Below are 26960 nucleotides of genomic sequence, written 5' to 3' on the forward strand. Positions count from 1 at the left end.
AAATATTTGCTGTTTGAAGTATGACTCAAACATAATACCTTTGTGATTAATATCACAATATCCTGTTGCTGCTATCATATGACAGATGGATTCAATTTGCAAGTGAAAAGTGAAATAAATCACAATGTCGACAAATATTTATTATAGCGGAGTATCCATTCGCGATATTACTATATCTCATTAAAGTCTAATGAGACGACCTCATTTCTATGTATTGACCTTAATTAATAAAAATATTGACATCATAATTAATGGGTGATATATTGTGTATGTACGGTATACACAGTTTAGGAGGAGGTTGTTAGATGCTAGCATTAGATATCAAACACCTGAATAAGAAATATGAGAATTTCCAATTAAAAGATGTATCTTTGCAATTAGAAATGGGCTATATTATGGGGTTTATCGGGGCCAACGGTGCGGGAAAAACCACTACGATTAAATCAATACTGAATATCATTCAAATCGATAGTGGAGAAATTAGCATTTTAGGCAAGGATGCCATAAAGCATGAGATTGAGTTGAAGCAAGAGATTGGTTACTCATTCGGCGGGATAGATTTTTATACTCGCAGCAAAATTAAAACATTAACGAATGTAATTAAGAGGTTTTATCAGAATTGGGATGATAAGACCTATTACAACTATCTAAAGAAATTCAATTTAGACGAAAATAAGAAAATAGTTCAATTATCAACCGGTATGAAAGTAAAGTACAGTTTGGCTCTTGCTTTGTCCCACGGAGCTAAAATTCTCATTTTAGATGAACCTACAAGTGGACTAGATCCAGTTGCAAGAGGGGAACTATTAAGTCTTTTTCAGGAGTTAGTAGAACCAGGGGGAATTAGTATTCTCTTCTCCACTCATATCACATCAGATTTAGAAAAGTGTGCTGATTATATAACCTTTATCCACAATGGACAAATTATCAACAGCTCTGAAAAAGAAGAATTCATTAACTCGTACCGCTTACTAAACGGCAAAGAAAGTCAACTATCTGAAGTCAAAGACCAGTTAATATCCTACAAAACGAATTCATTTGGCTTTACAGGATTAATTCACACTAAAGATTTCGATCCTTCTTCCGATATTAAATCTACCTTGCCTAATCTCGAGGACATTATGATCTATGTATCAAAGAAGGAGGATATGTATGTATAACTTACTAATGAAAGAATTAAAACTAGGAGTAAGTCCTTTTTTTTATGTATTACCCTTCTTGACTGGAGCCTTAATGCTCATTCCAAGTTGGCTATACTTTCTTGTCATCTTATATTTTTGCTTTATAACGGTGCCTAATATGTTTGGAGTGTTCAAATCACAAAATGATTTGATGTTTACGATGATGCTGCCTGTAACAAAAAACAATATTGTAAAAGCTAAGATAGGCGTCGTTGTCATTCTTGAATTATTGCATATTGTTATCGCAGTTATCTTCGGTATAATAAGTACTCGCTTATATCCTAATTTGACCTACTTTTTCTTTGAACCAACCTTAGGTTTTTGGGGACTATGTTTTTTCATGCTTGCGATCTTTAACATTATCTTTTTCTCTATGTATTACAAGACAGCTTACAAATATGGTGCGGCAGCGTTCACCTCTGTTGCAGCAGCTATGTTATTTGCTGGAGGAGCGGAATGGTTGGGGATAAAAAATTCCGTAGTGTTTGATCTTTTCAAGGGTAGTGGTACTGAAAATATTCCATTACAAATATCTATCCTAATCGCAGGAATTGTAATATTCGCAATATTTACGATTATCGCTTATAATATTTCCATTAAACAATTCAAGAAAGTAGAAATTTAATGAATATCGCTCTTTCGAATACATCTGAAAAACCTATCTATCAGCAACTTTTCGAACAAATCAGCTCTCAAATTCTAAAGGGCGAGTTAGAATATGGCTACAGTTTACCACCAATACGACAAGCAGCTGTAGAGCTTGGGATTAGTATCATTACTGTAAAAAAAGCGTGGGAAGAGCTTGAACGTTCTGGACTAATTTATACCGTAACGGGTAAAGGATGCTTTGTAGCCGAACTCTCACCTGAAGATATGCTTCAAAAACGCAATGAAATGATCTTAAAGCAAATGGTCGATAGCGCTTCATATTACAAATCCTTTGGCGTCACCATAGAAGAGGTTATTGAGCTTTTGAAGAAGATTTATTGATCATAAAATTAATCACATAATTCATGTGGAAAAGGTAATCCTAAGCTAATCCTGTAGATGAAGGAGGAACTTTTCAAACATGGACAGTACTAAAAATTTCGTAGAAGAAATACATGAACAACAGGAAAGTAATAAAAAAGGCAACAAGAAAAAAGATAGTGAAAATGGTGGTAATAAACTACCAGGGAAACAACATGGTACAAATAAATAAAACTAATCGGAGTGTGCAATATGCACACTCCGATTATATTAGGATGGTTATATAGTGTATAAGATTACTGCTCAAGGATAATGCTATAACTTAGCGTTCACACATACTTGTAGCGTTTCTTTAATGCTTGCAATGACATCATCTTTATTAATTTTCAAAATGGACATCGTATCATTAGGATCTAGATATGCGTCGCGACCTTGAATTTCTGCAGTAACTGCTAAGTGAATACCATGCTCTTTGCCTGCTTGTTTTGTATGTTCATCATGCTCAGCAAATGCTGGCTTAAAAGCTTCTACCGGTGCAGGAATAAGTTTCGTTGTTTCTGTCTGTCCTAATGCTTCAACCATATATTGATAGAAGTCTAGGTACTTCATATTTGTATCACAAATTGCATATCTGCCCTCATGTTGGCCCAATTCAATAGCACCTACTGCTGCTTCTGCAACTTGTTTGGCTGTTACCATTGCAGTACCACCTTGTGGAACATAAACGGTATCATACCCTCTAACTTGCTCTGTAAACATCGTCCAAAGAGGTGTACGCCCAGGCATTACACCAAAAATATAAGGTAAACGTAAACTCATAACGTCCATATCCTTGCCACCCTCCAACATCGCTACTTCTTCCTGTAGTAATCGTGTACGCGGATATGCTTGTTCACTATTCAAATGTAAATCGGTCCATTGCTCAGCGAAATGGCTAAAGTAAGAATTAAACAACACAAATTTTTTCACACCAGCTTGGCGAGCTAATCGAGCAATACGTTGCGTTGGAATCACATTTGCTTGATAGAAGAACGTTGTTGCAGGAGCATCAGGGCAAACTCGCTCATCCGCACCAGCAGCATATATAAAAGCATAAACACCGTCAAGTAATTGTAAAATTTGTTCATCAGTATAGGTTTGCATATCCCCTAGATGACTTTCAACTTCAGCAGGAAATAAATTGTCGGCTGGAGTAGGAGGGAGAGAGAGTTCTGCTACTTTGTAACCTCTTGCAAGTAATTCATGGGTTGTATAATATCCTAGAAAACCTGTTCCGCCTAATATAAATACTTTTTTCATAGATCTTCATCTCCTAAGTAGAATTATGTTGTTAAAGTAATTATATCAACTAGTATTTATATACTATGTGAGAAAAATCACGTAATTTCAGGGAAAATAATTGCTAACTCTAATAATCTCTAATAGGCTCATCTTCAAGGATAAGTGGTGTATCCATTGGATCTAGAATATTTAGCTATGTTTGAGCTAACATAACGAGTCTATTGACAGCTAACGACTGTTATCCTATAATTCGGATAACAGTCGTTAGCTTTTTTGGGGAAAGGAGATAAATTTATGCTTGATTATGAACTTGAGAAAGTATTTGATGATGTTAATGAAATACCTATTCGAAATGCTACAAAAAATAAAATTATCGTAGTAGCTATTTCGCTCTTTGCAGAAAAAGGCTATAGCGGAGTATCTATTCGTGACATTACGAAAGCTGTTGGAATTAAAGAAAGCTCATTGTACAAACATTTCAGAAGTAAAGAGGAACTAATTGATACCATCTTTTATAATTTTCGTCGTGAGTGTCATGCGATATTACCACCTAATGATCAAATAAAGCTCATCGTGACTGGGATGAGTGTACCAACCTTTTTACAACGAGGCTGGATTAATTTTCAGAATCATATTGATGATCCAATCAATCAGCATATTTGGCGGATCATTTATTTGGAACAATTTAGGCATGCACTTGCTATGGAAATTTACCGTAAAGATATAGTGGAAAGAACGGTAGCGTGCTTAACTATCGTATTTCAGCAGATGATCGCACATGGAAAGCTCAAACCCATTGATGCCGAGTTATTAGCACGTGAATATCAATATCCTATCTTTACAATGGTCATGGAATACATTGCATTGAAGTCTATGGATAGCAGTACAGCTCAGATTGAACATCAAGTTATGCAGCATATTGAATATTTTCATTCAGTAGCGGGGATGTGATGGTTTGGAACCATTTGGGAGTGACTGGCAAGCGATAAGTGTAGTAGAAAAAGTAGTATTGGGCGAGGTAGAGCAATATATTCTTATTCAAGCAGCAGATATAACAAAGCCAGTATTATTACTATTGCATGGTGGTCCATCTATGCCTTTACCGGGCGTATCAGCTAAAGGACAAGATTACACCATTGTAACGAATACGAGTAAGCTCATAGAAAATTTCGTCTTAGTATTTTGGGATCAACGTGGGACGGGTAAGTCTTATTCTCGTCATATATCACCTGAATCTATGACTATTGCACAATTTATTGAAGATGCTGATGAATTAACGGATGTACTGATCGAAAGATTTCATCATGATAAAATTTTTCTAGTTGGTCACTCTTGGGGAACCATCATTGGTCTTACACTCGCAAAGCAGAATCCTCATAAGTATTACTCCTATACTGGATTTTCGCAAATTGTAAATTGGACTAAAAATGATGAGCTATCTTTAGTTTGGTTAAAGCAGGAAGCTATTCGGAGAGGGAATCAAAGAGCGTTAAAACAACTTAATGATCTTGGTCAAGCACCACTTAATCAAAGCTTTGCACAGTGGGGGACATTGCGGAAGTGGCAACGAAACTTCAACACCTTAATTTATCCGGATAAAAATATTAAGCATCCGGGTATGCGGGGCATTATGAAAGCTCTTCTGCGATCAGAAACTTACTCCTTGCGAGATATATACAATAGCTTCATATCTGGCTTCCGCTTAGTATATTCATTATCATTTGTGAGAGAATTAGAGCAGTATTGCTTTGAGGAGACGGTGCAATCGATTGATATTCCTGTTACGTTCATACATGGTAAGTACGATTATCATGTGCATGGCAGCTTAGTAGAAATGTTCATTAAGCAAATAATAGCTACGGAAAAACGTTTAATCTGGGCACAAAAATCAGGTCATTCATTTCATCCTGAAGACACGATAGCCAATGAGCAACATTTGATTAATCAGTTAAGTTATGTGAGGAAAGGTTAATTACTATACTTATTTTAAATTAATGCCTAATTAGGCCCATACATAATATTCACAAGTTCAATTGCTTCTTCTTTTGAATTAGCTGGAGCTACTAAAAAATGATCATCTATCCTAATAGTAATATGTTGTAAATCTTTAGATATGTATAAAGTTCCTGAAATTTCATTAATACTATAATCGTCGCTTTGAGGTGATAGAGCGGCTATTAATTTCTCATCAGATTGCGTAAAACTTGCTATTTTATGATTCACGTTATTAATACGGATTACTCCACTAATTTCGTATGAAAAGAATACTCTTCGTACATCAATATCTAGTTCTATAGGTATGCTCTCTTCAATAACTGTACCTGGCATCGTTTTATTATTTTGAATGAATAAGTCATCTACATACATACCTGTCATTGAAGTGTTTAACTTGTTTTTTTCGAAAGAAGTTAATGCCAATAATACAATGGCTAATACTAACAAGGACAATACTATCTTCTTTTTCATTGAAACCTCCTGTTTATTGAAATCAATTCCCGTTTTTGTATGCATTAGCTCATGTAAATAATATATTTAATTACATAAATTTACAACGTTAAAAATGTGAACAAATATGATCAACTAAAATGAACCCAATAATATAGCCCTCTTAAAAAGGTCAACTTATTGGGTTCATTTTATAAGAGTCATTCCACGTAGACTATATCCTTTTCACATGAGAACTCTTTAGCTACTACTTGGGTAATAATGTAGCGTATTGCTTACGAATATCATGTAGCTGCTGCAACTTATTCATCGCATCTTTCCCGCGCAGACCAGCTAGTGCAATCGATATGCTATCGATAATAGCCATAGGTGCGATCAGAGAATGGAAGGCATCACGCTCGCCACGATCAACTTGAATAACGATATCACTATCATTAATCATTTCAGATACTAGCAGATCAGTAATAAGAATCGTACGATAACGAGCGACTCCTGCTTGCTCCAAAATAACGGTAGCTTCAGGAGATTTTCTCACAAACCCGAAAAATAATACAACATCGTGTTCATTGGCATGCACTAAGCTTTCCAATAGCGCGTGACCACTTTCAGCCATAATGTGCACCTGAACGCCAATACGATTCAAACGAAAGCGAAATAATTCAGTTAGCGCAGTCGCTGACCCATGACCATGCACATAAATACGCTGGGCTTGTTCTAGCGCAATGACAGCTTGATCGAATGCCTGTAGATCAACACGCTGAGAAGTTTCCGTAAGATTAGCTTGAGCAGATTCAATCATTTGTCCAACGATATGCTGCTCAGTTTGTTCTAATACTTGTTGCATCTTAATTGCTGGCGTAGAATATTGGACTTCTTGTAAATGTTTTTTGAATGCCTTTAAGTTATCAAAACCGATAATCTCCCAAAATCTCGAAACGGTTGAGATGCTTACTCCAGCTTTTTTCGCAATATCATCCTCGGTATAAAATGGTATGCGCTCCGTGGATTTTAATATAAAATCAGCGATTTTTTTCTGACCTTTGGACATTTGCTCAATGGGGATCATGAATTGAAATGTAGTCATAGTACCTCTCCATTAATTTAGGATATTAGAACATCGCCACGCTCTTTTAATAGCTTTTTAACAAGTGACGCTGATTTGACATGCAGTGGCAGGGCATCCGATATTTCATAATAATAACGACCTTCTTGAATACATGTACGAATATCGGAGTAATTACTATATTCACGATCAAGCTTATTACGTACGCAACCGAATTGCAATGGGTGATGTGTATCACTGCCAGCAATGACAGGAATACCTACTTCAGTAGCCAATTGTCGAACATTTTGCTCCATTGATGGACCATAGGTGGCCAAGTCTTTACCATTAATATCAAATGCATCAAGACGACGTAATAACGAAATGGGGTGCTGCAATAAAGGATTACTTTCGCGATGTGGATGTGCTCCAATTCGTAGTAATTGTAACTCATCACACCAATCCAATAGTTGTTCAAATGAAACAAATGATTCTTTCTCTGTGAATGGCTCAAGTCGATGACGTAATTCAAGTATCGTCGTACGAGTTCCTGCGACTAGAATATGACCCCTCTGATCTACGTCAATTTCCATGCCAGGAAACACTTTGAATCCATTAACATCATAGTAATGTTGGCGATAGGGATAGTGAGCATCTAATTGCTCGTAAATGTGATAGAAATTTTTGGTGTTGAAATGCTCGGTCATGGCGATCGCATCCAAACCTACTTGAGCAGCTTCATGAATCGCTTGGTTGAAATATTCGATAGAAAACGATGTCTTTTTGGATAGCTTAATATGTGCATGCAAATCTATATACATTAGTTTATCTCCCTTTGTTATAAATGATAAAGACTCCCAAGATAGAAGAGTATACTTACGTAAACAACCGTAATGGCAAGAAAGACATAGTCTCTAGGTAAAATTTTCAGATAAGATAACTTAATCTTTTTCACTTTAGGATCTTTCATCGCATAAGTGAAGCCTTTAACTTCTAGCGCTTCTACAGTGGTTCTCGTTCTTTTTGCTGTATTTAGTATAAGTGGATAGAAAGCGACAACTGATAATTTACCCATGTATAATATGACTCTCCAGCCTAGAAATCCTTTTCGATCAGGTCCTCTACCACGTAGACGATACGAGTACAATATATTGTTATATTCCTCGATTAGAATTGGTAACATGCGATAGCCATAAGCTACACCGAAGCTGAATTGAGCAGGAAAACCTAGACTGAGTAAGCCATCGCTTAATTTTTCAGGGTCCATACTTGAGAAAACAGCTATACTCGCTAATGCAATAACGAGTAGCTTTAAGGTTAGTGTACTGAGTGCCCATGCGGCAGATAGACCACCGCCGAATAATAACGAGACGACGAGCATATAGGCAGCATCGGATACGAGTCCAAGTGCTAATATAAGCAGCACGAGAATGCTAGGCTTGGATGTATACGTTAGAACGGCTATTGCGACGAGCATACCAAGCAATACGACTTTATTATGAACAAACCATGGTACAATCGCGAAGAAAGAGTACCATGCAATGAGAATACGCGGATCGAATTTGGAAAGAAAGGTAAGCGAATGACCATAAGCAGTTCGCAATAGCTCAACCTTGATTCTTTCTACACTTAGCTTTTCAAGAAATGAAGTTTTATAGGTAGGTTTAGTTAACTCCACTGTATACCTCCTGCGGGATGATAGATTCAATATGTGTAATAAATTCAGCGACAGATAAGCAAGGTGGCGTAATATTCGCATAATGACTTAATTCCACAATTTGTGGAGGGATAAGGGCAGCTAGCTTTAGAATATGCTCATGCTGGAACACGTCACGGCTATTCGTATCCATAATGATTTGCCCTTCATGCATCACAATTACTCTAGTTGCCCAGTCGGCTACCAATTGCATATCATGCGTTGCAACAACAATGACTTTCACATGATCACGTAATTCATCGAATAATCGAGTCATTTCGCGACGACTAGCAATATCAAGACTAGCGGTCGGTTCATCTAAAAGCATAATGGTAGGTTTCATGGCCATACCTATCGCAAGTGTTGCACGACGTTGTTGTCCACCGCTAAGTAATCGCCCATCACGCTGCTGTAATTCGGTCAGATTGAATGTATCCATAATATGATCGATAAAAGGCGCTATATTTGGCTGTTTTCTTGCTTTCAAGAAAAACTCGATATCGGCTCTAATGTTATCAGAGATAAACATTTCTTCCGGATTTTGAAAGATGAAAGAAACGAGATCAGATAACTGCTCAGGTGAAGACTGACTGGTGTTTTTGCCACAAACAGTAACTGTACCTTCCCAAGGTTTACGAATGCCTGCAATTAATCGCAACAATGTAGACTTGCCAGCACCATTATTACCAATCAATGCAATCCGTTCGCCTTCATGCATTTGGAAATTAATGTTTTGTAATGTTGGCTTTTGATGGCGATCCAGACTTTGATAACCACTAACGACATTTTCGAATTTAAGCAATACTGGACGATCAGAGTAATGATTTTGCTGTTCTTCAATGGCCACATGACGCGGTTTTGTATAAGGAAGGGTTGATTGTTGCAAGGCAAGGGCAGCTTCCTTAATTGTGATTGGGTACAAAGATTGTGCCGGTAGAACGATGTGCTCTCGCAAACTGTGAAAAGCTTGCGTAACTTGAGGTGGTTGAATATGTAGTGAAGCAAGTTCGTCGACAGAAGAAAGACCTTCCTTCACAGGCTTAATCCAACGTACTTTACCACCAGCTTCCATGAGCATTACATTGGTACAATAGTCGGCAATGTATTCGGTATGATGCTCAATAACGATAATCGTTTTGTTATATTTCTCATTCAACAGCTTCAATTTCTCATAAATAAGTCTTGCATGTGCTGGGTCGAGCTGAGCTACAGGTTCATCCACAATAATAATGTCTGGTTCAAGTGATAATGCAGCAGCAAGGGCGGTCATATGCTTCTGACCACCACTTAACTGCCAAATCCATTTATGCTGAATATCTTCAATTTCTAACATTCGTAGTGCATTCATGCCACGCTCTTTATAATCCTCATACCCAAAGTTAAGTGGTGCAAAGCATACTTCATCATAGACGGTTGGACGAACCAATTGATTCTCAAAGTCTTGAAATACGTATGCAACATGCTTCGAGAGCTCTGCAATGCTGGTAGATTGGGTAGAAAGCCCGTTAATCATAACGCTTCCTTCTAGATCTCCAGCATAGTAGGTTGGAATCAATCCGTTGAAGCATTTGCATAACGTAGACTTTCCGCTTCCATTACTTCCGATAATAGCGATGAAGTCTCCTTTATGTATAGTCAGATTAACATGTTGAAGAGATTCATAATCTGCACCTGGATAGCGAAAAGAGATATCTTTGATTTCAATAATTGGTTGTTTCTCCGTCATAGGATGGGTCATGCAATAGTTTCTCCTTTATGATTAGTTTTGCGTTTCTTTCTAATGATTAACAGTGTTGCAATAAAGATAATTACAGCGACAGCAAGACTAAGCCACAACCCTATATTACCTAGATCCATTTCCCATTCCCATGTGAACAATTCCAAATCGGACTCTGATAAAAATTCAGCTGCGCCAGCAACAACGAATAGCACGATTGCAAGAATGATAAAGCGCGGAGTTACAAAACCAGCAACGGAAACTGTGGCCCGACCATCACGTGGCTTCATACCAAGCAGCGGTTCGACCTTGCCGTACAAACGAGGTACTAGGTAGATAATCGGCAATAGTGAGAACAAAGTACCTGATACAATCATCGCGTTCAGGAATGAGAACCCTTCGATTGCCAGAATACTTTCAGGCAAGCCAGGAACAGCTTCCAGGTCTTCAATACCTATGTATACTTTCGCGATATCAACGATTGTACCGAGCAATTGATCAATTCCAATCGCGACATAAGCAGCGATAGCAAGTTGACGCTTATTGCGTGGATCAGTTACTAGCATACCTGCAACGAAGATTGCTAGTGAAAATTCAATAAATTTCTCTAATTCGCTTACTCCGCCAAATTGACCAAGCAATAATTCACCAAACACAATTTCTCCTACACAAGCACCTAACGCTGCATATAATGGATTGAAAAGAATTGCAAACAGTAGCGGGATAAATATGAAATACTCTACTTTCAATTCAACAGGGCCTACACGAAACTCAGGTAATAATTCTGTAATCATGTTCGAGATACCGTACAATGACATCGATAGAATAAAGATCATCAATTTTTGTTGCGATGTTAACTCAAAGCGATTACCTATTGTTGCTGTGCTCATTACGATTCCTCCCAAATTGGTATTGCTGATTGGCAGCATGAGCAATGCTCGATCATCATGCCGCTATCTCTTTCTTTATATAGCATAGGTGGGTTTTGTTAGTGGATTGTTATCGCAATGTTGAGTTTGCGTTAATTATTATCAAAGTTATATAAATGATAATTATTTTTCGTTTATAATAAATATATAAGGAAGATGAATAGATGTTGGGGAGACGATAAGTTTGAAAATAGATCTACACACACATGGAAAGTGGTCAAAGGATATCGATTTTTCATATGAGTATTATGTGGAAATGATGCGAGCGGCTTCGAAATATGTAGATGCAGTCGCGCTTACTGAACATTTCAATACGAAGGATTTTTTGAATATATATGAAGTACTTGATGATAAGGCGATTTATCGCAATGGATACTATATCGTTGAAGGAGTTAAAGTATTTCCAGGTATTGAAGTAGATGTTGCTCAGCAAAGCCATATTCTCGTTATTGGTAGTAGGGAAGCAATTATCTCAATGAGTAAACAGTTAGATCGTTACAGATCGGGGGAGAGCTTCATTCCAATGGAGCAATTAATGCGATTGAGTAAAGATTATCAATGTTTAATAATTGGTGCACATCCGTATCGTAAGGAGAATCCGCTTGATCATGTGGAACCTGCGCTTATTGCACAATTAGATGCAATCGATATTAATGGACGTGATCTTCATAAGTATGGTCTATCGATGGAGCAGAGGGTACAGAAATTTTCGGATAAATTTAACCTGCCTACGATTGCAGGTAGTGACACACATCAACCATTGCAGTTTGGTTGTGTATATAATGAGCTACCCTATCAATGTGAAACGGTAGAGCAAATAAGAACAGCTATTATCGAGCGAAAGCATCAACTTATTATTGCTAACGATTTGCATAAGAAAGTTCAAAGTGCTGAAGCCGAGCAGAAGAAGTATAAGGAGTTATGGCAAGTTCGTTAGTAGTTAATAACAAATTATGACGCACAAAAAAACGGAAAAAGGTTCGGAAAAAAACTCCAAACCTTTTTCAAAGATAATCAGAAGCTCAGTGTTAAAATAATCTAAGTCTCTTTAGTTAACGATTTTGCATGATATCTATTATAGAAGTCATCCAGTTTTACTAAGAATGAGGACGCTCGATTCTTTTAACCTGTCCGCGAATTTCACCGTTTGGGTTTTGAGTAGTATGAACATTCACGTATACATTTTTGTTTCTGATTTCACGAAGCAAGTAGCGAAGAGAAAGTCCGGATAAAGGACCTCGTAGATCACCTCTTTTTAATACTCCGCGAACAATTCCATTTTCTACAGTTATTCCGAAGTCAGATGGACCAAATAGAAAAGCAACGATAGGGCCATTTTCTCCTCTTTCTCCAAGGTGAAGATGGATCTGTGTTACATTTCGAATATCTTCTACTTTAACTGAAAAATTCAATCTCAAATGATTATTCCAACGTTTGAATAAGAAAAATGCAGTTCCCGTAGCATCGGTTTGTACACTCGGCACTTCGTTAGAACCTCTTAGTCTAGTTTTAAATAAACTGATATAAATCACTCCTTATCGTTGAATAAGATATACTATTCGAAGTGGAGTTAATGGTATGTTTCTTCGTCTATGAAAACAGAAATGAGGCTTAGAGGAGGTTCAGAAAGCAGACTTTTTTAACTTGTACTATAAGTAGATTGTCACTTCATAGATTAATGTTGTGCAAACAGATGAGGGCATACTACAATAGAAATAGGATGGTTTTTCTATATTTTATGTTTAATGGAGATGTGCTTATGGCGAAGAAAATTTATGTTGAGTCAATGATTTCAGCACCAATTGATAAGCTTTGGTTATATACTCAGTCACCTGATCTTCACGAGCAGTGGGACTTGCGATTTTCAAAAATCACATATATTCCAAAAGACGCTGAGGATGAACGACAGAAGTTTCTATATAAGACGAACATTGGATTCGGTGTTAGTATTGCAGGAGAAGGTGAGTCTTATGGTGCAAAGGAAAGTAAAGGAGTATTAACCTCTAGCTTAAAATTCAGCTCAGACCAACCAATTTCATTAATTTCTGAAGGAAGTGGTTTCTGGCGTTATATACCGACTAACAAAGGAGTTAAGTTTCTAACATTGTACGATTATGAGACCCGCTTTGGCATGCTTGGTAGGTTCGTAGATCGAGTTGCTTTCCGACCATTAATAGGCTGGGCAACGGCATGGAGTTTCGATGCATTACGCTTATGGCTTGAACAAGGTATTCATCCATCTAATTCTATCAAACGTTTTGCTCAAACAATGATCATAAGATTTAGTTTGTTTTTTATATGGCTCTATCAAGGTTTAATACCTAAGTTGCTTGTCCAAGATTCTGGTGAGCTTAATATATTGAAAGACATTGCATTGTTCCATGGTTATGAATCTATCGTATTAGCAACAGTTGGCATAATAGAAATACTATTTGGCTTAATGTTTCTATTCGTTAAAGGTAGGACATATAGGTTATTACATATAATAAATATTATTGTTTTGATAGCATTGGCAATAAGTGTAGCAGCACAACCACATATATTGGTAGCTCCATTTAATCCTATTACGCTAAACATTGCAGTACTAACGATATCTATCGTGAGTTTATTAAGTAGTTCGCCTGTTGCCAGTGCATCTAATTGTAAAAGGCAAGCAACTACAGAAGGGGTGAAATAATGACTTCTATATATAAAAAGGCACTAGGTGAAAGTTTTACCAAGTTGCATCCTAATATTCAGCGACGTTTGGGTTTTAGTAGTGAAGACGCCGTTGCAGCTATCGGAACAGGAATTATGGAGAAAGTATGGTATGGTAAATGGTATACGCTGCCCTTTCTCTACATAGGCACTTGGCGCAATATATTGTTTCCGCAGAGTGGCACTAATATACCATTTACAATCGAAAATTATGCCTATAAGGATAGTCTAGGTCGTGAAACAGTGACGTGGATTCGTACCTATCAATTTCCAAGAAAAACAAGACGTTTTGATGCTACGATGATCTATAGTGAGCAACGGAAGAAAATTATTGATTATTTAGGAACACATCAGCATCTTGCAGTGGAAATAGAGATGGAACCAACAAAGCAAGGTGGTATGGCCTTAACATCTGGAGAGCAATTTTTTTATGAGGGTAAAATCGATTTCAAATTCCCGATGTTATTATCGGGGTACGCTACTGTATGTGAATGGTATGATGAGGAGATTAATAAATTCCGCATTGATGTGAAGGTTACTAATAAAGTATTTGGAGTTATATTTGGTTATAGTGGATATTTCGATGTGGAATATATTAATATGCAAGGTCAACAGGTTCCACAGCATGTGAAACCAATCCGAGAAGAAGCTCGAGAATAGTATTAACGTCAGTAATGATGAACAGCACTAATAGTATATCGCATAAATAATAAACTAGCTTATTTTCAGAAAGGAAAGGAATATAACATGCAGTATGATTGTCTTATCGTCGACGATGAGGTGGCACTAGCCGAAACAACATGTGAGTATTTCAATATGTTTGATGTAAAGTCATCCTATGTAACTAGTGCTGCGGAATGTGAACGTTTTTTACAGCAGCATGATGTTGCAATTATATTGTTAGATATTAATTTGGGTCAGACATCAGGCTTTGATCTATGTAAGAAGCTCCGCTTAACAACACAAATCCCAATTCTATTTATTAGTGCACGTTCTAGTGATGACGATGTACTAATTGCACTTAATATTGGTGGTGATGATTATATTCAGAAGCCATATACGTTAAGTGTATTACTTGCAAAAGTGAAAGCTGTATTGAAAAGGTACAGAAATCAAGTAGTTTCAACAGAAACTCTTCAATTCGGCAATGTCGTGATTGATTGTAATCTATGTCGAGTGCGTGTTAACAACGAAGAGATTAAATTGAAAACAATGGAATACCGCTTACTTTGTTATTTAGCAAAGCATAAAAATAGAGTCATTTCAAAGAATGAATTGTTTCAAGAGGTTTGGGGTGATTCGATAACAAGTGATGGTACATTGAATGTTCATATTCGTCATTTACGTGAAAAAATCGAGAAGAATGCCAATGATCCGCAATATATTTGTACCGTTTGGGGAACTGGCTACGTTCTTGAGGATCAAAGTTAATGAAGATCAGACGAATAATTGGTCTACTTGTCATTGTATATATCGTAGCAATTATCGCTACAGTATTAATTATCGAGCAGAAGAAGACTGTTTCAATTGATATTGTAGCGATTAATGAACTTGTCCAGCAGATTGAGCTGAATTGGACGGATATCGAGCAAGGACAGTTTGAAAGTATTGAACAAAACTCGAATATAGCAATCGTAGATTTTGATGAGCAAGTGATATATCAATCATCGGACGTAACATTTAATACGCTCTATAATGCCATTAAAGATCGAGAAAGTATTATTGATTTATATGAACAAGATGAATTAATAGGTAAAGTTATTGTCTACCACCAAGAAGCTAGCGTTCTTGAACAGATGAAACATCAATTATTAACTTCGTTAATCATTATATTCGCAATGTTATTAATCATTAGTATCGGTTACATCGTAGTGCTGAAAGCTACTGTTTTTACTCCATTTAACAAATTACAACAATTTGCTACGAACATTGCGAGAGGCAATCTTGATACACCGTTAGAAGTTGAATCTAACAATCCATTCGGAGCTTTTACTGAAAGCTTTGATATTATGCGCGAAGAACTGGCGATCGCACGCAGTAACGAATATAATGCGAATCAAAGTAAAAAAGAGCTTGTTGCTAGCTTAAGTCATGATATCAAAACTCCAGTGGCATCCATAAAAGCAATTAGTGAGTTAATGCTATTAAAGGTTAATGATGACAAGCAACAGCAGCAATTACATACGATCTATGCTAAAGCAGAGCAGATTAATTTACTTGTGACAGATATGTTTCATGCAACATTAGAAGAATTACAGCAATTAAAGGTAGAGGTAGCGGAACAATCTAGCAATATTCTGTTTGAAATGATCAGCAAGGCAACGTACGACAATGATATTGTATGTGACCCATTGCCGGCATGCATTATACTGACAGATGAGCTTCGGCTGCAACAGGTATTTGATAATATATTGAGTAATGCCTACAAATACGCAGCAACCGCAGTACATATTACGAACGATATTAATGCTACTCATCTTGTCCTTGAGTTTAGAGACTTTGGTCAAGGAGTCAACGAAGATGAACTGCCTTTCCTGTTCAATAAATATTATCGTGGTCATAATATAGATGGGAACAATGGCACAGGTCTAGGCCTATATTTATCGCAATATTTCATGCAACATATGCAAGGTGAGATTGAGTGCTGTAATCGGGCAGACGGGTTTACGGTAATTGTCCACATTAAACTCGCCTAAGAGGAAGTTCAAAAAGCGGACTTTGATAACGAATTAAGAAACCGTTAAGGATTGAGCAAAGATTAACTAAGGATTGATCTTGTATGATAGGACTGTAACGATGATACAGTCCTTTTTGTTTGCTTATCGAAGCGGGATTAGGCAGAGGGACAATTAAGTATAAAAAGGAGAACAATGTAATGCAAAGCGTAGTATTGAGTACAAAAATGTTATGTAAAACATTTTCAAATCAAGGCTTACAGCAGCATGTATTGAAAAATTTGAATATGGATCTCTATAAAGGAGATTTTACAATTATTATGGGCAGTTCAGGTTCAGGGAAGTCTACACTGCTTTACGCGCTTAGCGGGATGGATAAACCTACTTTAGGAGAAATTCAATTTGAAGGAAAAGAAATTTCAAAGTTCAGTCATGATCAGCTTGCAGTTTTCAGAAGGAATCATTGTGGATTTGTTTTTCAACAGATGCATTTATTAGACAATATGAGTGTGTTAGACAATATATTAACGAGTGGATTGTTAGTGAAGCAAGACAAGAAGAAGATCGTACAGCTTGCGAAAGAACTATTGCATCGCGTCGGTTTATTAGAAGTTTCATGGAACAAATATCCTTCACAATTATCTGGCGGCGAGGCTCAAAGAGTTGGAATCGTCCGAGCGTTAATTAATAGTCCAAAGATTGTGTTTGCAGATGAGCCAACAGGTGCACTTAACTCGGCGTCTAGTGATTCTGTCCTGGATATTATGACAATGGTAAATGGTTCTGGGCAAAGTATTGTTATGGTTACGCATGATCTGAAAACTGCTTTACGAGGAAATCGCATCATTTATTTGCGTGATGGAACGATATGCGGTGATTTGCGATTGGATGTATATGATGCGAAGGATAATCAGGGACGAAGTGAGAAGTTAAAAGCATTTCTAACTGAAATGGGGTGGTAGCATGAAACTTACTAACCTTGCCATCGCTAATATAAAGCATAGTAAAAGTGCTGCTGCCTCCTTATTTGTCTTAATATTTCTAGCTTCAATGCTACTTAATCTCGGTATTACAATTATTAGCGAAATGAATACCTTCTATGATGATAAAGTAACTAAGCTTCGTGATGCTCATGCTGCGGTTGTCATTGATCAAGCTAACTATGATCAAAGCTTTGAACAATATTTTGCTTCATATGATGGAGTCAGCGAGACAGAAGTAGAACATACGATAGTAATGAATTCCGCTCTCTTTCAATATGCGGGAAGTGATATGAGTCACGGCTTAGCCTTCCTTAATATGAAAACAGAGAGCTTGATTGCACCATTAGCATTAATTGAACAACTTGATACTGTGCAAGAAAATGATATTTACTTACCGTATATCCTCAAAACTAGTGGCGGTTATCAATTAGGTGACACGTTTTCAATAAATTATAAAGATAATAATTATACGTATCGTATTGCAGCATTTTTTGAAGCGACGATGCTTGGCACTAATAATATGGGACTAATGAAGGCGTATTTAACAGATAGTACGTATAATATACTATCGCAAAAGCTAGGTGAAAAAGAGTCAGCCATTCTGCTCTCCGTAATGTTAGATGATCCATCAGAAGCAGCCACGCTTCTAGCAGACTTTAAAAGGGATTTTCCGCAATTGCAAACGGGAGAGTTTAACGGATATTATTGGGATAGTGATATTAATATGGTGAAAACAGCTAACTCAATGACAGTCAATATTATCGCTATGATCCTCGTGGCATTTGCCGCTATTATTGTTGTTGTCTCCTTAATCGTAATTAAATTCCGAGTGAGCATGAGTATTGAAGATGGTATGGTTAATATCGGAATTCTGCAGGCTCTTGGATATACGAGTAATCAAATTATCGCGTCAATTATTATTCAATTTTTATCAATTACATGCATTGCTAGCATCCTAGGAGTATTAAGTTCCTATCTTGCAAATCCGTTATTGGGTGAGGTCATATCATCACTAACAGGCTTAGTATGGCATGCAAGTTTTAATGGCGTGATTAATATATTGAGTATTGTACTAATATCACTATTAGTATTTGTTGTTATTTTATTCTCCACGATTAGAATAAAAAAAATGGCTGTTGTGGCATCGTTGCGAGGTGGTATTCACACTCATAACTTTAGAAAGAACTTTATTCCTTTAGATAAAACAAGAGGTAGTATTCATCTATTGCTAGCAAGTAAAACTTTGTTGGCAAACATTAAGCAAAATATAATGTTAGTTATTATTGTTACGGCGATTACATTTGCCTCCGTATTCTCCATTGTGCTATATTATAACATTGCAAAAGAAAAACAGGCTTTTATTCATATGGTAGGATCAGAAACTTCAAATGTTATTGTCATAAGTAATTATAATGAAGATGAATTAGCTCAAAAATTAGAGAGTATTGAAAGGGTAGAGAAGGTCACGATTCTTGATGTCATCTTAACGGATATTGATGGTCAAAGCTTCTATACCCAACTATCTAATGATTACAGTAAGCTCAATAACAACACGGTCTTCAAGGGGCGAGCTCCTCAATATGATAATGAAATTACACTCTCATGGTCAGTTTCGCAGCTGCTTGCAAAGGATATCGGAGATATGGTTACTGTTACAGCAGGTCAACAATCGCATTCCTATCTCATTACCGGCTTAAGTCAGTCTATTAATTATATGGGCGAATTTGCGGCAATTACATTAGCAGGAATCGAGAAACATATTCCCAATTATAAACCTTCCACCTTCCAAATTTACTCCGATGGTGTTGACAATTCGAAGATTATTACAGCGATTCAACAGAGTTTGGGATATACATTAGACGATATTATTGATGTAGATGAGACACTAGAAAGTCAGACAGGGATGTATAGTTCAGTGGTATTTCTCATTATGCTTATTATTCTTATAACTACGATGTTAGTTGTTATTCTCATTCTATATCTTGTTATTAAGACGATCATAACAAAGCGTAAGAAAGAATTCGGAATATTAAAGGGAATCGGTTATACTACGTTACAATTAATGAACCAAATTGCTTGGAGCTTTGTGCCTATCGTTATCGTTGGTGTAGTAATCGGTGGACTACTTGGTAGTTTGTACACGAATAAAATGTTAGCGCTGCTACTCTCTAGTGTAGGTATTCGTAGTGTTAATTTTATTATCAACTATCCGGTCATTATTATTTTCTGTGTTATGATTACACTGTTAGCCTATGCTGTATCCATGCTGATTGCGAGAAAAATTAAACATATATCAGCATATGAGTTGATAACGGAGTAATTAACTGAATAACATGCCATAAGCGGGTTTTATACAAATTAGAAAAATGGAGCAGTTTCTTCATCGTGAAAACTACGAAGAAACTGCTCCATTAACGTTTGATAATAAAGTTCAATTGGTCGCAAGTTCATGGTTTTTGTCTAGCATCGCATTTTTCCAATGACTATAGAGTTCCCAGGCGGTACCATTTTCCAAAAGTGGCTTACAAGTATATATTCCTTGTTCGATGGAATTGACGTGATCTGTGAGACTTAGACGAGTAGCTGCGTTAAGCAATACTTGGTTAGCTAGTGCAATATGTCCTCCACCTTGCAAAATTTCCTCCGTTGTACGGAATTGTGCTTCTGCTGTCCACGTTATATTGTCAGGTAATGTTGTTTCTAGTCCGTACAGATCAGGATCAATAACGCTCAGCTTTGCCTCTCCATTTTCGACGAGATACGTCCGTGTAGGGCGATCAATAAATAAATCTTCTGAGCCTTCAACACCTTGCACTATGAGCGACTTACTATAGCCAAGATGATGTAATAATTCACTCATACGGTTAAATACAGTGTTATGAAATACTCCGAAAACGAGATATGGAGAGTGTGAATAATCTATTAGTTTCTCTACTGTATTAAAAATTGTACGCATGTCTAGCTCTTCGCGAATAGATCGCATTGCCGCTAGTGGAGGACACCATTGCTCAGATGGGACGTATAGGACACCTGTTTGCTTGGCAATGTTAATGGATCGTTCCTTGGTCATATGCTCAATGTCTATTCCGCTAGTTGTTAAGATATCATGAATGGTAACTCCTCTTTTTGGAGGGAGAGTAGCTGACCCATGGAGTGTAACCGGTAAACCCGCGGCAGCAAGCAGAAATGCAGTAGCGAATGAGGCGAAAAAGGATTTCGTACGTCCGTCATATGGACCGGTGCAATCGATTCCCTTCTGTATAGGTGAACGGAAGGCTAGATTGCGACAAGCAACAACAAATGCCTCTAATTCAGCCACGCTCTCCATTTTAATTCGTTCAGCAACAAGAAATGCTCCAGTCTGGGCAGAAGTAGCTTTCTGCGCTAAGATCCAGTTAGCTGCTTCGAGTGATTCCTCATAGGTTAAATCACGAGCGCCTCTTTTGCCGCGCCCTACTTCCTTTAAAAATTTGGTGAACATGATATGCGCCCCCTCGATTTATTTCAATAGTAATTGATAAGCCTTTACGATCGATGAAGCAACGTCAACCATTCGTTTGCGATCATTCATAGCTTGTTTGCGTAGTAAATCATAAGCTTCTGCTTCGGAGATATTTTTCATTTTACATAAAATATTTTTAGCTTTATCGATCCATTTTCGTTCCTCAATTTTTTCTTCAAGCAATTTACGTTCGGTTAACCATTGCTGCCGTTCAAAGCATTGTTTGGCTGCAAAATGCAGTGCCCAGTGTAGCTCGAAATCATTCATGTTTGCTGTTAATATCCCATCGAGAGAAGGATCATTTTCACAAAATTCTCTAGACTGCTGTGACGTGGTTTCATTGCACCACCATAGAGTGGGTATTCTTTTCAATGGTGTAAGAATAGGAGTCCAATGATTTACTTTATCTAACGATAAAATATATAAGATCATATCAGCATCGATAATTTCTTTCTGGGCTTGATGTGTGGTAAGTGGATGAATAACAATATATCCACATTCCTCTAAGAGATGTGTAGGTAAGGCTATTTCAGAGTCTGTAATTGAGCTCGAATCAACAGTGTAGCCTGAGATTATTAGTATTGAACGCATATGGGAGACTCACTCCCTTCCTAATGGATATATACATCTTGAATGTTGTATAATAACTAACTTATGTTAATATATATAACACAGAAGGTGATGTATGTCGATATTTTCAAAAAAATAAAAAAAACTGTGTTACATATATTTACATGGACCTAAAGGATGTAGTATATTGAGTTTATCGAAATTGAATAGCAAAGATTCTCGGATACAATGATGTATTCGATTGAAGCGGCAATGAAGCCTGACTTCGCAATTTATGCAATTTATGACAAGCCATGCGTGTGTCATAGTGCAAATTGTGAGTTAGGCTTTTTCTAGTTTCATTGGTCAAATTGATTACTTAAGGAAGGATGTTGTAAATCGGTTGGGTAATGTGGAGAGGAGAGATAATTATGGTAAAAAGAGAGAAATTAGTATTAATCGGAAATGGTATGGCTGGAGTAAGGGTGATTGAGCATCTACTTAAGTTGGCGCCTGATGCCTATGACATTACGATTATTGGAGAAGAGTCGCATCCTAACTATAATCGGATAATGTTATCTTCTGTGCTTACAGGTGGGGCAGATATGAACGAGATTATTATTAATGATATGAATTGGTACAAAGAAAATCGTATTCAACTGGTGACAGGGCAAAAGGTTACGAAGATGGATACGGATCGTCGAATTGTAACGACGCAAACTGGGATGGAGTTTTCGTACGAAACGGTAATTATTGCTACAGGCTCAAAACCGTTTATGCTACCGATTCCGGGAGCGGATAAAGAAGGTGTTATTGCCTTCCGTGATATACGTGACTGTGAAATTATGATGGAGACAGCCAAAAAATATAAGAAAGCAGTCGTTATTGGTGGAGGTTTACTTGGACTTGAAGCGGCACGAGGTCTGCTTCACTTGGGGATGGATGCTTCGGTCGTTCATATTCACGATTATCTAATGGAAAGACAACTCGATGAACCTGCATCACGAATGTTACAAAGAGAGCTTGAATCACAAGGGATGGAATTTTTGTTGAATAAGCATTCGGCTAGTATTACAGGCCGTGGCCGAGTCAAAGCACTCCAATTTACCGATGGTAGTGAAGTGAAGGCTGACTTAATTGTTATGGCAGTCGGAATTAGACCTAATATTGAACTTGCCAAAGCATCAGGAATTGAGATTAATCGAGGTATTGTAGTCGATGATTTTATGCAGACGAGTGTGCCTGGTGTATATGCAGTGGGTGAATGCGCGGAACATCGCGGTATTGCGTATGGTCTTGTAGCTCCGTTGTATGAGCAAGGGGCAGTTCTTGCGAAAAAGCTAGCAGGTGTTGAAACTCCTGGTTACGCAGGCTCGGTTACTTCAACAAAACTTAAGGTGTCTGGAGTTGATGTTTTCTCTGCTGGTCGATTTGTTGAAAATATAGGTACGAAGGCATTACGTATTCAGGATGATCTTAGTGGCACCTATAAGAAAATTGTTATTGAGAATGGAAAACTAGTAGGCGCTGTGTTATTTGGTGATATATCAGATGGAACGGAGTTATTCTCCTTAATTAAGAAGGGTGAATCAATCGAAGGTAAAGAAAAGGAATTGCTGCTTGGTATCCCTTTAGATCAATTGGGAGGTCAATCATCTAGCTTAAGTAGATACGAGTCGATGGCTGCGGATGAAATCGTGTGTGGATGTAATGGGGTATCTAAGGCGACGATTACTGATGCAATTCAGACAAAGGGTTGTACAACAGTAGCTGGAGTTAAAGCGTGCACGAAGGCATCGGCTTCATGTGGTGGTTGTAAACCGATTGTAGAAGGTTTGCTCAAAGTGTATGCAGGAGATCAAGTAGGTGAACCTGTTAAGGAAGGTATTTGCGGATGTACAACATTGAATAGAGATGAGATTGTAGCGGAAATTACGTCTATGAAGCTATTAACCGTGAAAGAGGTTATGAACGTACTAGGCTGGAATCAAACCGAAGGCTGTACCAAGTGCCGACCAGCGCTCAATTATTACCTCGGTATGCTATATCCAGAAGAGTATATAGATGAGAAGGAGTCACGTATTACGAATGAACGCTATCATGCCAACATTCAAAAAGACGGAACATTCTCAGTTGTACCGCGAATTTATGGTGGTGTGACCTCACCGGCTGATTTGAAAAAGATTGCTGAGGTGGCCGAAAAATTCGATGTGCCTATGGTTAAATTCACTGGTGGTCAACGTCTTGATTTGTTAGGTGTGAAGAAGGAAGATTTACCGAAAATGTGGGAAGAGCTCGATATGGCGTCTGGTCATGCCTACGGTAAAACATTACGTACTGTGAAAACATGTGTCGGTTCCACCTTCTGTCGGTTTGGTACTCAAGATTCGATCTCGATGGGAATTCGTATGGAGAAAGCATATGAGCGTTTGAATGCTCCGTCTAAAGTGAAGCTAGCTGTATCAGGATGTCCACGCAACTGTTCGGAAGCTACGATTAAGGATCTCGGTGTTGTTGCAATCGACGGTGGCTGGGAACTTCACGTTGGTGGTAACGGCGGTGTGAAGGTTAGAGTGACGGATTTGCTTTGTGTCGTGAAAACAGAGGATGAAGTAATGGAATGGTCATCGGCGTACCTACAACTGTATCGCGAAAATGCAATTTGGAACGAGCGTACTGCACATTGGATAGAACGAGTAGGTCTAGATTATGTGAAGAACGCGCTTGCAAACCAAGAGGATCGATTGGCCCTTGTTGATCGAATTGAGAAGACAATCAGTCTAACGACAGATCCATGGAAAGAAATTATTGAAGACAAAGAGCTTCGCAAAAACTTTGAACAACTTACTGACGTACAGTCAGCAATGAGATAGGGGGCAGCGGTTATGGCTACAAAAACTTTAATTGGAAAGATATCTGATATCGATGTGAAAAGTTCGCGTAAATTAAGAATTCAAAATATTGATATTGCTGTCTTTCACCTATCCGATGGAAGTGTGCTAGCGGTAGAGAATAAATGCCCACATAAAGGCGGTTTGCTTTCGGAGGGTATGGTATGCGGAGGGAAGGTGCATTGCCCATTACATGATTGGAAAATCGATTTACGCAGTGGTCGCGTGCAAGAACCCGATGATGGCTGTGTTACAACATTTGAAACAGAAGTAGATAGAGAAAGTGGAGATATCTATATTACAATCTAACTTTCCGGGTAATTAATTTGGATAGAGTTTATTGAAGGAGTGTGTGTGGAATGAGCTATGTCAAGCCTGCGGAAGTATTGGAAACAATGATTGAAAATGGTGCAAATAAGGCCAACTCTAGTGCAATACAAACGATTATTCGTGGTTCTCTAGGAGGAGCAATACTTGCGTGTGCGACGACGCTTGCGTTCACTGCTACCGCGCAAACAGGCCTTGGGATCGTAGGATCGATACTCTTTCCTGTCGGTTTTATCATGATTGTATTACTTGGATTGGAGCTTGTAACAGGTAATTTTGCATTAATTCCGCTATCGGTACTTGAGAAGAAAACGACGTTCACCCGCATGCTGGCGAATTACGGGTACTCTATTTTGGGGCATTTGATAGGCTGTGGCTTCTATGCACTTTTATATATTATAGTTATAACGAATATGTGGTCGAAAATGGATGCACCGATGATCCAGAACCTAATTAATGTTGCTGAAGCAAAAACATTGGGCTACAAAAGCTTAGGCTCTGAAGGGATGTTACTTGTATTCGTCAAAGCGATACTGTGTAACTGGATGGTAACACTCGGTGTTGTTATGGCGCTAACATCAAAGTCAACAGGTGGCAAAATTATTGCAATGTGGCTCCCGATCTTAATTTTCTTCGCACAAGGCTTTGAGCATGCGGTTGTCAATATGTTCGTTATACCCGCTGGGATGATACTTGGTGCTAATGTGAGTGTGGGGGATTGGTGGTTCTGGAATCAAATCCCTGTTCTTATTGGTAACTTTTTAGGTGGTGCAGTTTTCACGGGTTTGCTAGTATATTTATCGCATAAAAAGGGAACTACAATTTTCCCTCGGAAGCCCCAAGTATTTAAATCAGAGCTCCAACAAGAGAAAAACGGTGTATTATGAGAGGTGCAATTGGCAAGGTCTATATTGTTGGTGCAGGACCGGGTGATCCAAAGCTTATTACCATTAAAGCGATACGTCGTATCCAAGAAGCGGATGTCATTATGTATGACAAATTAGTTAACGAACAATTACTGGAGTATGCACGACCAGATGCGGACTTAGTTTATTGTGGTAAGGCGCCAATGCAGCACACGATGACGCAAGAGCAAATTAATCGAGCTTTGGTAAGCTATGCGTTGAAAGGGAAGAAAGTTGTTCGTCTCAAGGGTGGAGATCCATTTGTTTTTGGTAGAGGTGGAGAGGAAATATTGGAGCTAGCTGCTAATGGTATTGCTTATGAGGTTGTGCCTGGTGTTACGTCTGTGCTTGGTGCAACAGCTGGAGTCGGTATCCCTATCACTCACCGAGGGTATGCTGCATCATTTGCTTGTGTTACTGGTACGCGATGCCAAGAGGGGAGTAAGCCAGTACGTTGGGATTTACTTGCACATAGTGTCGATACATTAGCAATATATATGGGGGTGAGTCAATTGGCCGATATACAGGCTCAGTTATTGGGCAATGGTAAGTTACCTTCTACTCCAGTGGCCTTAATTGAGCAAGGGACGACGGTTAATCAAAGAGTGTTTACTGGCACGCTTGAAGATATGAGTGAGATAGCTACTCGCAATAAATTAACAAATCCCGCGCTTATTATTATTGGAGAGGTTGTTCGAGTTAGAGAGGAATTGCGTTATGCCTATCAGCAGGCAGAGTTAATGAATAAAATTTCATAGCAGAAACCTGCTAATAGAATAACGACATTACAAATCGAATTAGTATTCTTTATGTAACTGAAATTGAATAATCATGAATCGACAATTTAATAAGCCGCTGTATACGTGCTATAGGTACGTTTACAGCGGCTTATTTGTTGTGTATAGATTACTGTGGTTTGTTTTTTTTGTACTCTTTTAAAGTCAATCCGGCTTCACTAGCCGCTTCTTCAGCAAATTCTACATCGTGTTGATTAGATCGTTGTAATGGCGTTTCCTTCTCATTGTTTTGCTTAGAATTGTTATTATTCTTTTTATTGAACTGATCTTTGAAAGACATAATATCTCCTCCTTTATGCAAGATAACTCTATTTTTCCACAGTTAGTGCAAAATTATGTATGTATAAGACGATTTAATGTATAACACCCATTCT

28 protein-coding genes are annotated in these 26960 nt (G+C 37.9%); 17 read left to right on the forward strand and 11 right to left on the reverse strand.

Annotation, left to right across the window (positions count from 1 at the left end):
• Window positions 1-305 precede the first annotated feature (305 nt).
• The 4 genes from AC1TPB_RS14515 (at window position 306) to AC1TPB_RS14530 (ending at window position 2382) form a co-directional block, all read left to right on the forward strand.
• Window positions 306-1160, forward strand: a complete 855-nt coding sequence (locus tag AC1TPB_RS14515) for an ABC transporter ATP-binding protein (protein WP_482077162.1) — start codon at window positions 306-308, stop codon at window positions 1158-1160.
• The gene (locus AC1TPB_RS14520; protein ID WP_482077163.1) at window positions 1153-1806 is read left to right on the forward strand and encodes an ABC-2 transporter permease; all 654 of its coding nucleotides are present in this window, start codon (window positions 1153-1155) and stop codon (window positions 1804-1806) included. The genes AC1TPB_RS14515 and AC1TPB_RS14520 overlap by 8 nt, the downstream gene beginning before the upstream one ends.
• The gene (locus AC1TPB_RS14525) at window positions 1806-2171 is read left to right on the forward strand and encodes a GntR family transcriptional regulator (RefSeq protein ID WP_482077164.1); all 366 of its coding nucleotides are present in this window, start codon (window positions 1806-1808) and stop codon (window positions 2169-2171) included. Before AC1TPB_RS14520 ends, AC1TPB_RS14525 begins: the two co-directional genes overlap by 1 nt.
• Before the next feature lie 79 nt (window positions 2172-2250).
• The gene (locus AC1TPB_RS14530; RefSeq protein WP_482077165.1) at window positions 2251-2382 is read left to right on the forward strand and encodes a DUF4023 family protein; all 132 of its coding nucleotides are present in this window, start codon (window positions 2251-2253) and stop codon (window positions 2380-2382) included.
• Between the two features lie 83 nt (window positions 2383-2465).
• Here the strand turns inward: AC1TPB_RS14530 and AC1TPB_RS14535 are convergent, their stop codons facing one another.
• The gene (locus AC1TPB_RS14535; RefSeq protein WP_482077166.1) at window positions 2466-3449 is read right to left on the reverse strand and encodes an NAD-dependent epimerase/dehydratase family protein; all 984 of its coding nucleotides are present in this window, start codon (window positions 3447-3449) and stop codon (window positions 2466-2468) included.
• A gap of 276 nt (window positions 3450-3725) precedes the next feature.
• Here AC1TPB_RS14535 and AC1TPB_RS14540 point away from each other — a divergent pair, with 276 nt between their 5' ends.
• Window positions 3726-4382: a TetR/AcrR family transcriptional regulator gene (locus AC1TPB_RS14540; protein ID WP_482077167.1), complete on the forward strand. Its 657-nt coding sequence runs from the start codon at window positions 3726-3728 to the stop codon at window positions 4380-4382.
• Window positions 4383-4386: 4 nt separating this feature from the next.
• On the forward strand, window positions 4387-5403 hold the full coding sequence (locus tag AC1TPB_RS14545) for an alpha/beta fold hydrolase (RefSeq protein WP_482077168.1): 1017 nt from the start codon (window positions 4387-4389) through the stop codon (window positions 5401-5403).
• Between the two features lie 26 nt (window positions 5404-5429).
• Here the strand turns inward: AC1TPB_RS14545 and AC1TPB_RS14550 are convergent, their stop codons facing one another.
• The 6 genes from AC1TPB_RS14550 to AC1TPB_RS14575 form a co-directional block, all read right to left on the reverse strand.
• Complete coding sequence (locus AC1TPB_RS14550) at window positions 5430-5897, reverse strand: hypothetical protein (protein WP_482077169.1); 468 nt, start codon at window positions 5895-5897, stop codon at window positions 5430-5432.
• A gap of 226 nt (window positions 5898-6123) precedes the next feature.
• Window positions 6124-6960 carry a MurR/RpiR family transcriptional regulator gene (locus AC1TPB_RS14555; RefSeq protein ID WP_482077170.1) on the reverse strand — a complete coding sequence of 279 codons (837 nt, stop codon included), beginning with the start codon at window positions 6958-6960 and terminating at the stop codon, window positions 6124-6126.
• Between the two features lie 17 nt (window positions 6961-6977).
• Window positions 6978-7739, reverse strand: coding sequence for a PHP-associated domain-containing protein (locus tag AC1TPB_RS14560; RefSeq protein ID WP_482077171.1), 762 nt, complete (start codon window positions 7737-7739; stop codon window positions 6978-6980).
• A 17-nt stretch (window positions 7740-7756) separates the two neighbouring features.
• Window positions 7757-8596 (reverse strand): energy-coupling factor transporter transmembrane component T family protein, encoded by an 840-nt coding sequence (locus tag AC1TPB_RS14565; RefSeq protein ID WP_482077172.1) that lies wholly within the window; start codon window positions 8594-8596, stop codon window positions 7757-7759.
• Entirely contained in the window at window positions 8583-10352 is a 1770-nt protein-coding gene (locus AC1TPB_RS14570) for an ABC transporter ATP-binding protein (protein WP_482077173.1), read from the reverse strand. Before AC1TPB_RS14570 ends, AC1TPB_RS14565 begins: the two co-directional genes overlap by 14 nt.
• Window positions 10349-11221 carry a DUF8171 family membrane protein gene (locus tag AC1TPB_RS14575; protein ID WP_482077174.1) on the reverse strand — a complete coding sequence of 291 codons (873 nt, stop codon included), beginning with the start codon at window positions 11219-11221 and terminating at the stop codon, window positions 10349-10351. Before AC1TPB_RS14575 ends, AC1TPB_RS14570 begins: the two co-directional genes overlap by 4 nt.
• 223 nt (window positions 11222-11444) lie before the next feature.
• Here AC1TPB_RS14575 and AC1TPB_RS14580 point away from each other — a divergent pair, with 223 nt between their 5' ends.
• The gene (locus AC1TPB_RS14580; protein WP_482077175.1) at window positions 11445-12197 is read left to right on the forward strand and encodes a PHP-associated domain-containing protein; all 753 of its coding nucleotides are present in this window, start codon (window positions 11445-11447) and stop codon (window positions 12195-12197) included.
• A gap of 160 nt (window positions 12198-12357) precedes the next feature.
• Here the strand turns inward: AC1TPB_RS14580 and AC1TPB_RS14585 are convergent, their stop codons facing one another.
• Window positions 12358-12783, reverse strand: a complete 426-nt coding sequence (locus AC1TPB_RS14585; protein WP_482077246.1) for a CHRD domain-containing protein — start codon at window positions 12781-12783, stop codon at window positions 12358-12360.
• A gap of 236 nt (window positions 12784-13019) precedes the next feature.
• Between AC1TPB_RS14585 and AC1TPB_RS14590 the strand changes: the two genes are divergently transcribed.
• The 6 genes from AC1TPB_RS14590 to AC1TPB_RS14615 all read left to right on the forward strand — a co-directional run bounded on the left by AC1TPB_RS14590 (window position 13020) and on the right by AC1TPB_RS14615 (window position 19935).
• The gene (locus AC1TPB_RS14590) at window positions 13020-13937 is read left to right on the forward strand and encodes a DoxX-like family protein (RefSeq protein WP_482077176.1); all 918 of its coding nucleotides are present in this window, start codon (window positions 13020-13022) and stop codon (window positions 13935-13937) included.
• The gene (locus AC1TPB_RS14595) at window positions 13937-14617 is read left to right on the forward strand and encodes a DUF4166 domain-containing protein (protein WP_482077177.1); all 681 of its coding nucleotides are present in this window, start codon (window positions 13937-13939) and stop codon (window positions 14615-14617) included. The genes AC1TPB_RS14590 and AC1TPB_RS14595 overlap by 1 nt, the downstream gene beginning before the upstream one ends.
• Window positions 14618-14704: 87 nt before the next feature.
• On the forward strand, window positions 14705-15388 hold the full coding sequence (locus AC1TPB_RS14600) for a response regulator transcription factor (protein ID WP_482077178.1): 684 nt from the start codon (window positions 14705-14707) through the stop codon (window positions 15386-15388).
• On the forward strand, window positions 15388-16653 hold the full coding sequence (locus AC1TPB_RS14605) for a HAMP domain-containing sensor histidine kinase (RefSeq protein ID WP_482077179.1): 1266 nt from the start codon (window positions 15388-15390) through the stop codon (window positions 16651-16653). The genes AC1TPB_RS14600 and AC1TPB_RS14605 overlap by 1 nt, the downstream gene beginning before the upstream one ends.
• A gap of 179 nt (window positions 16654-16832) precedes the next feature.
• Window positions 16833-17594, forward strand: coding sequence for an ABC transporter ATP-binding protein (locus AC1TPB_RS14610; RefSeq protein ID WP_482077180.1), 762 nt, complete (start codon window positions 16833-16835; stop codon window positions 17592-17594).
• Between the two features lies 1 nt (window position 17595).
• Complete coding sequence (locus AC1TPB_RS14615; RefSeq protein WP_482077181.1) at window positions 17596-19935, forward strand: ABC transporter permease; 2340 nt, start codon at window positions 17596-17598, stop codon at window positions 19933-19935.
• Between the two features lie 111 nt (window positions 19936-20046).
• Here the strand turns inward: AC1TPB_RS14615 and AC1TPB_RS14620 are convergent, their stop codons facing one another.
• Together AC1TPB_RS14620 and AC1TPB_RS14625 are read right to left on the reverse strand one after the other, a co-directional pair.
• Complete coding sequence (locus AC1TPB_RS14620; protein ID WP_482077247.1) at window positions 20047-21099, reverse strand: anthranilate phosphoribosyltransferase; 1053 nt, start codon at window positions 21097-21099, stop codon at window positions 20047-20049.
• 15 nt (window positions 21100-21114) lie between these two features.
• The gene (locus tag AC1TPB_RS14625; protein WP_482077182.1) at window positions 21115-21708 is read right to left on the reverse strand and encodes an ANTAR domain-containing response regulator; all 594 of its coding nucleotides are present in this window, start codon (window positions 21706-21708) and stop codon (window positions 21115-21117) included.
• 389 nt (window positions 21709-22097) lie between these two features.
• On the opposite strand from AC1TPB_RS14625, the gene nirB reads away from it, so the two are divergent.
• From nirB to cobA, 4 genes are read left to right on the forward strand one after another with little or no spacing between them, the layout of a single operon-like run.
• Entirely contained in the window at window positions 22098-24539 is a 2442-nt protein-coding gene (gene nirB, locus AC1TPB_RS14630) for a nitrite reductase large subunit NirB (protein WP_482077183.1), read from the forward strand.
• 12 nt (window positions 24540-24551) lie between these two features.
• Window positions 24552-24866 (forward strand): nitrite reductase small subunit NirD, encoded by a 315-nt coding sequence (gene nirD / locus AC1TPB_RS14635; RefSeq protein ID WP_482077184.1) that lies wholly within the window; start codon window positions 24552-24554, stop codon window positions 24864-24866.
• 50 nt (window positions 24867-24916) lie between these two features.
• Window positions 24917-25771 carry a formate/nitrite transporter family protein gene (locus tag AC1TPB_RS14640; RefSeq protein ID WP_482077185.1) on the forward strand — a complete coding sequence of 285 codons (855 nt, stop codon included), beginning with the start codon at window positions 24917-24919 and terminating at the stop codon, window positions 25769-25771.
• An 8-nt stretch (window positions 25772-25779) separates the two neighbouring features.
• Window positions 25780-26547: a uroporphyrinogen-III C-methyltransferase gene (cobA, locus tag AC1TPB_RS14645; protein ID WP_482077248.1), complete on the forward strand. Its 768-nt coding sequence runs from the start codon at window positions 25780-25782 to the stop codon at window positions 26545-26547.
• A 148-nt stretch (window positions 26548-26695) separates the two neighbouring features.
• Here the strand turns inward: cobA and AC1TPB_RS14650 are convergent, their stop codons facing one another.
• Entirely contained in the window at window positions 26696-26866 is a 171-nt protein-coding gene (locus AC1TPB_RS14650; RefSeq protein ID WP_482077186.1) for a hypothetical protein, read from the reverse strand.
• Window positions 26867-26960: the final 94 nt, after the last annotated feature.

It is taken from the genome of Paenibacillus sp. Y951 (assembly GCF_056786395.1).

Excerpts from the sequence above, each read along its gene's own strand:
- AC1TPB_RS14550 (WP_482077169.1), bottom strand. The coding sequence starts at position 5,897 with ATGAAAAAGAAGATAGTATTGTCCTTGTTAGTATTAGCCATTGTATTA.
- AC1TPB_RS14615 (WP_482077181.1), top strand. The coding sequence starts at position 17,596 with ATGAAACTTACTAACCTTGCCATCGCTAATATAAAGCATAGTAAAAGT.
- AC1TPB_RS14625 (WP_482077182.1), bottom strand. The coding sequence starts at position 21,708 with ATGCGTTCAATACTAATAATCTCAGGCTACACTGTTGATTCGAGCTCA.
- AC1TPB_RS14525 (WP_482077164.1), top strand. The coding sequence starts at position 1,806 with ATGAATATCGCTCTTTCGAATACATCTGAAAAACCTATCTATCAGCAA.
- AC1TPB_RS14540 (WP_482077167.1), top strand. The coding sequence starts at position 3,726 with ATGCTTGATTATGAACTTGAGAAAGTATTTGATGATGTTAATGAAATA.
- nirB (WP_482077183.1), top strand. The coding sequence starts at position 22,098 with ATGGTAAAAAGAGAGAAATTAGTATTAATCGGAAATGGTATGGCTGGA.
- AC1TPB_RS14650 (WP_482077186.1), bottom strand. The coding sequence starts at position 26,866 with ATGTCTTTCAAAGATCAGTTCAATAAAAAGAATAATAACAATTCTAAG.
- AC1TPB_RS14555 (WP_482077170.1), bottom strand. The coding sequence starts at position 6,960 with ATGACTACATTTCAATTCATGATCCCCATTGAGCAAATGTCCAAAGGT.
- nirD (WP_482077184.1), top strand. The coding sequence starts at position 24,552 with ATGGCTACAAAAACTTTAATTGGAAAGATATCTGATATCGATGTGAAA.
- AC1TPB_RS14560 (WP_482077171.1), bottom strand. The coding sequence starts at position 7,739 with ATGTATATAGATTTGCATGCACATATTAAGCTATCCAAAAAGACATCG.
- AC1TPB_RS14515 (WP_482077162.1), top strand. The coding sequence starts at position 306 with ATGCTAGCATTAGATATCAAACACCTGAATAAGAAATATGAGAATTTC.
- AC1TPB_RS14590 (WP_482077176.1), top strand. The coding sequence starts at position 13,020 with ATGGCGAAGAAAATTTATGTTGAGTCAATGATTTCAGCACCAATTGAT.
- AC1TPB_RS14600 (WP_482077178.1), top strand. The coding sequence starts at position 14,705 with ATGCAGTATGATTGTCTTATCGTCGACGATGAGGTGGCACTAGCCGAA.
- AC1TPB_RS14575 (WP_482077174.1), bottom strand. The coding sequence starts at position 11,221 with ATGAGCACAGCAACAATAGGTAATCGCTTTGAGTTAACATCGCAACAA.
- AC1TPB_RS14610 (WP_482077180.1), top strand. The coding sequence starts at position 16,833 with ATGCAAAGCGTAGTATTGAGTACAAAAATGTTATGTAAAACATTTTCA.
- AC1TPB_RS14520 (WP_482077163.1), top strand. The coding sequence starts at position 1,153 with ATGTATAACTTACTAATGAAAGAATTAAAACTAGGAGTAAGTCCTTTT.
- AC1TPB_RS14570 (WP_482077173.1), bottom strand. The coding sequence starts at position 10,352 with ATGACCCATCCTATGACGGAGAAACAACCAATTATTGAAATCAAAGAT.
- AC1TPB_RS14535 (WP_482077166.1), bottom strand. The coding sequence starts at position 3,449 with ATGAAAAAAGTATTTATATTAGGCGGAACAGGTTTTCTAGGATATTAT.
- AC1TPB_RS14640 (WP_482077185.1), top strand. The coding sequence starts at position 24,917 with ATGAGCTATGTCAAGCCTGCGGAAGTATTGGAAACAATGATTGAAAAT.
- AC1TPB_RS14605 (WP_482077179.1), top strand. The coding sequence starts at position 15,388 with ATGAAGATCAGACGAATAATTGGTCTACTTGTCATTGTATATATCGTA.
- AC1TPB_RS14530 (WP_482077165.1), top strand. The coding sequence starts at position 2,251 with ATGGACAGTACTAAAAATTTCGTAGAAGAAATACATGAACAACAGGAA.
- AC1TPB_RS14595 (WP_482077177.1), top strand. The coding sequence starts at position 13,937 with ATGACTTCTATATATAAAAAGGCACTAGGTGAAAGTTTTACCAAGTTG.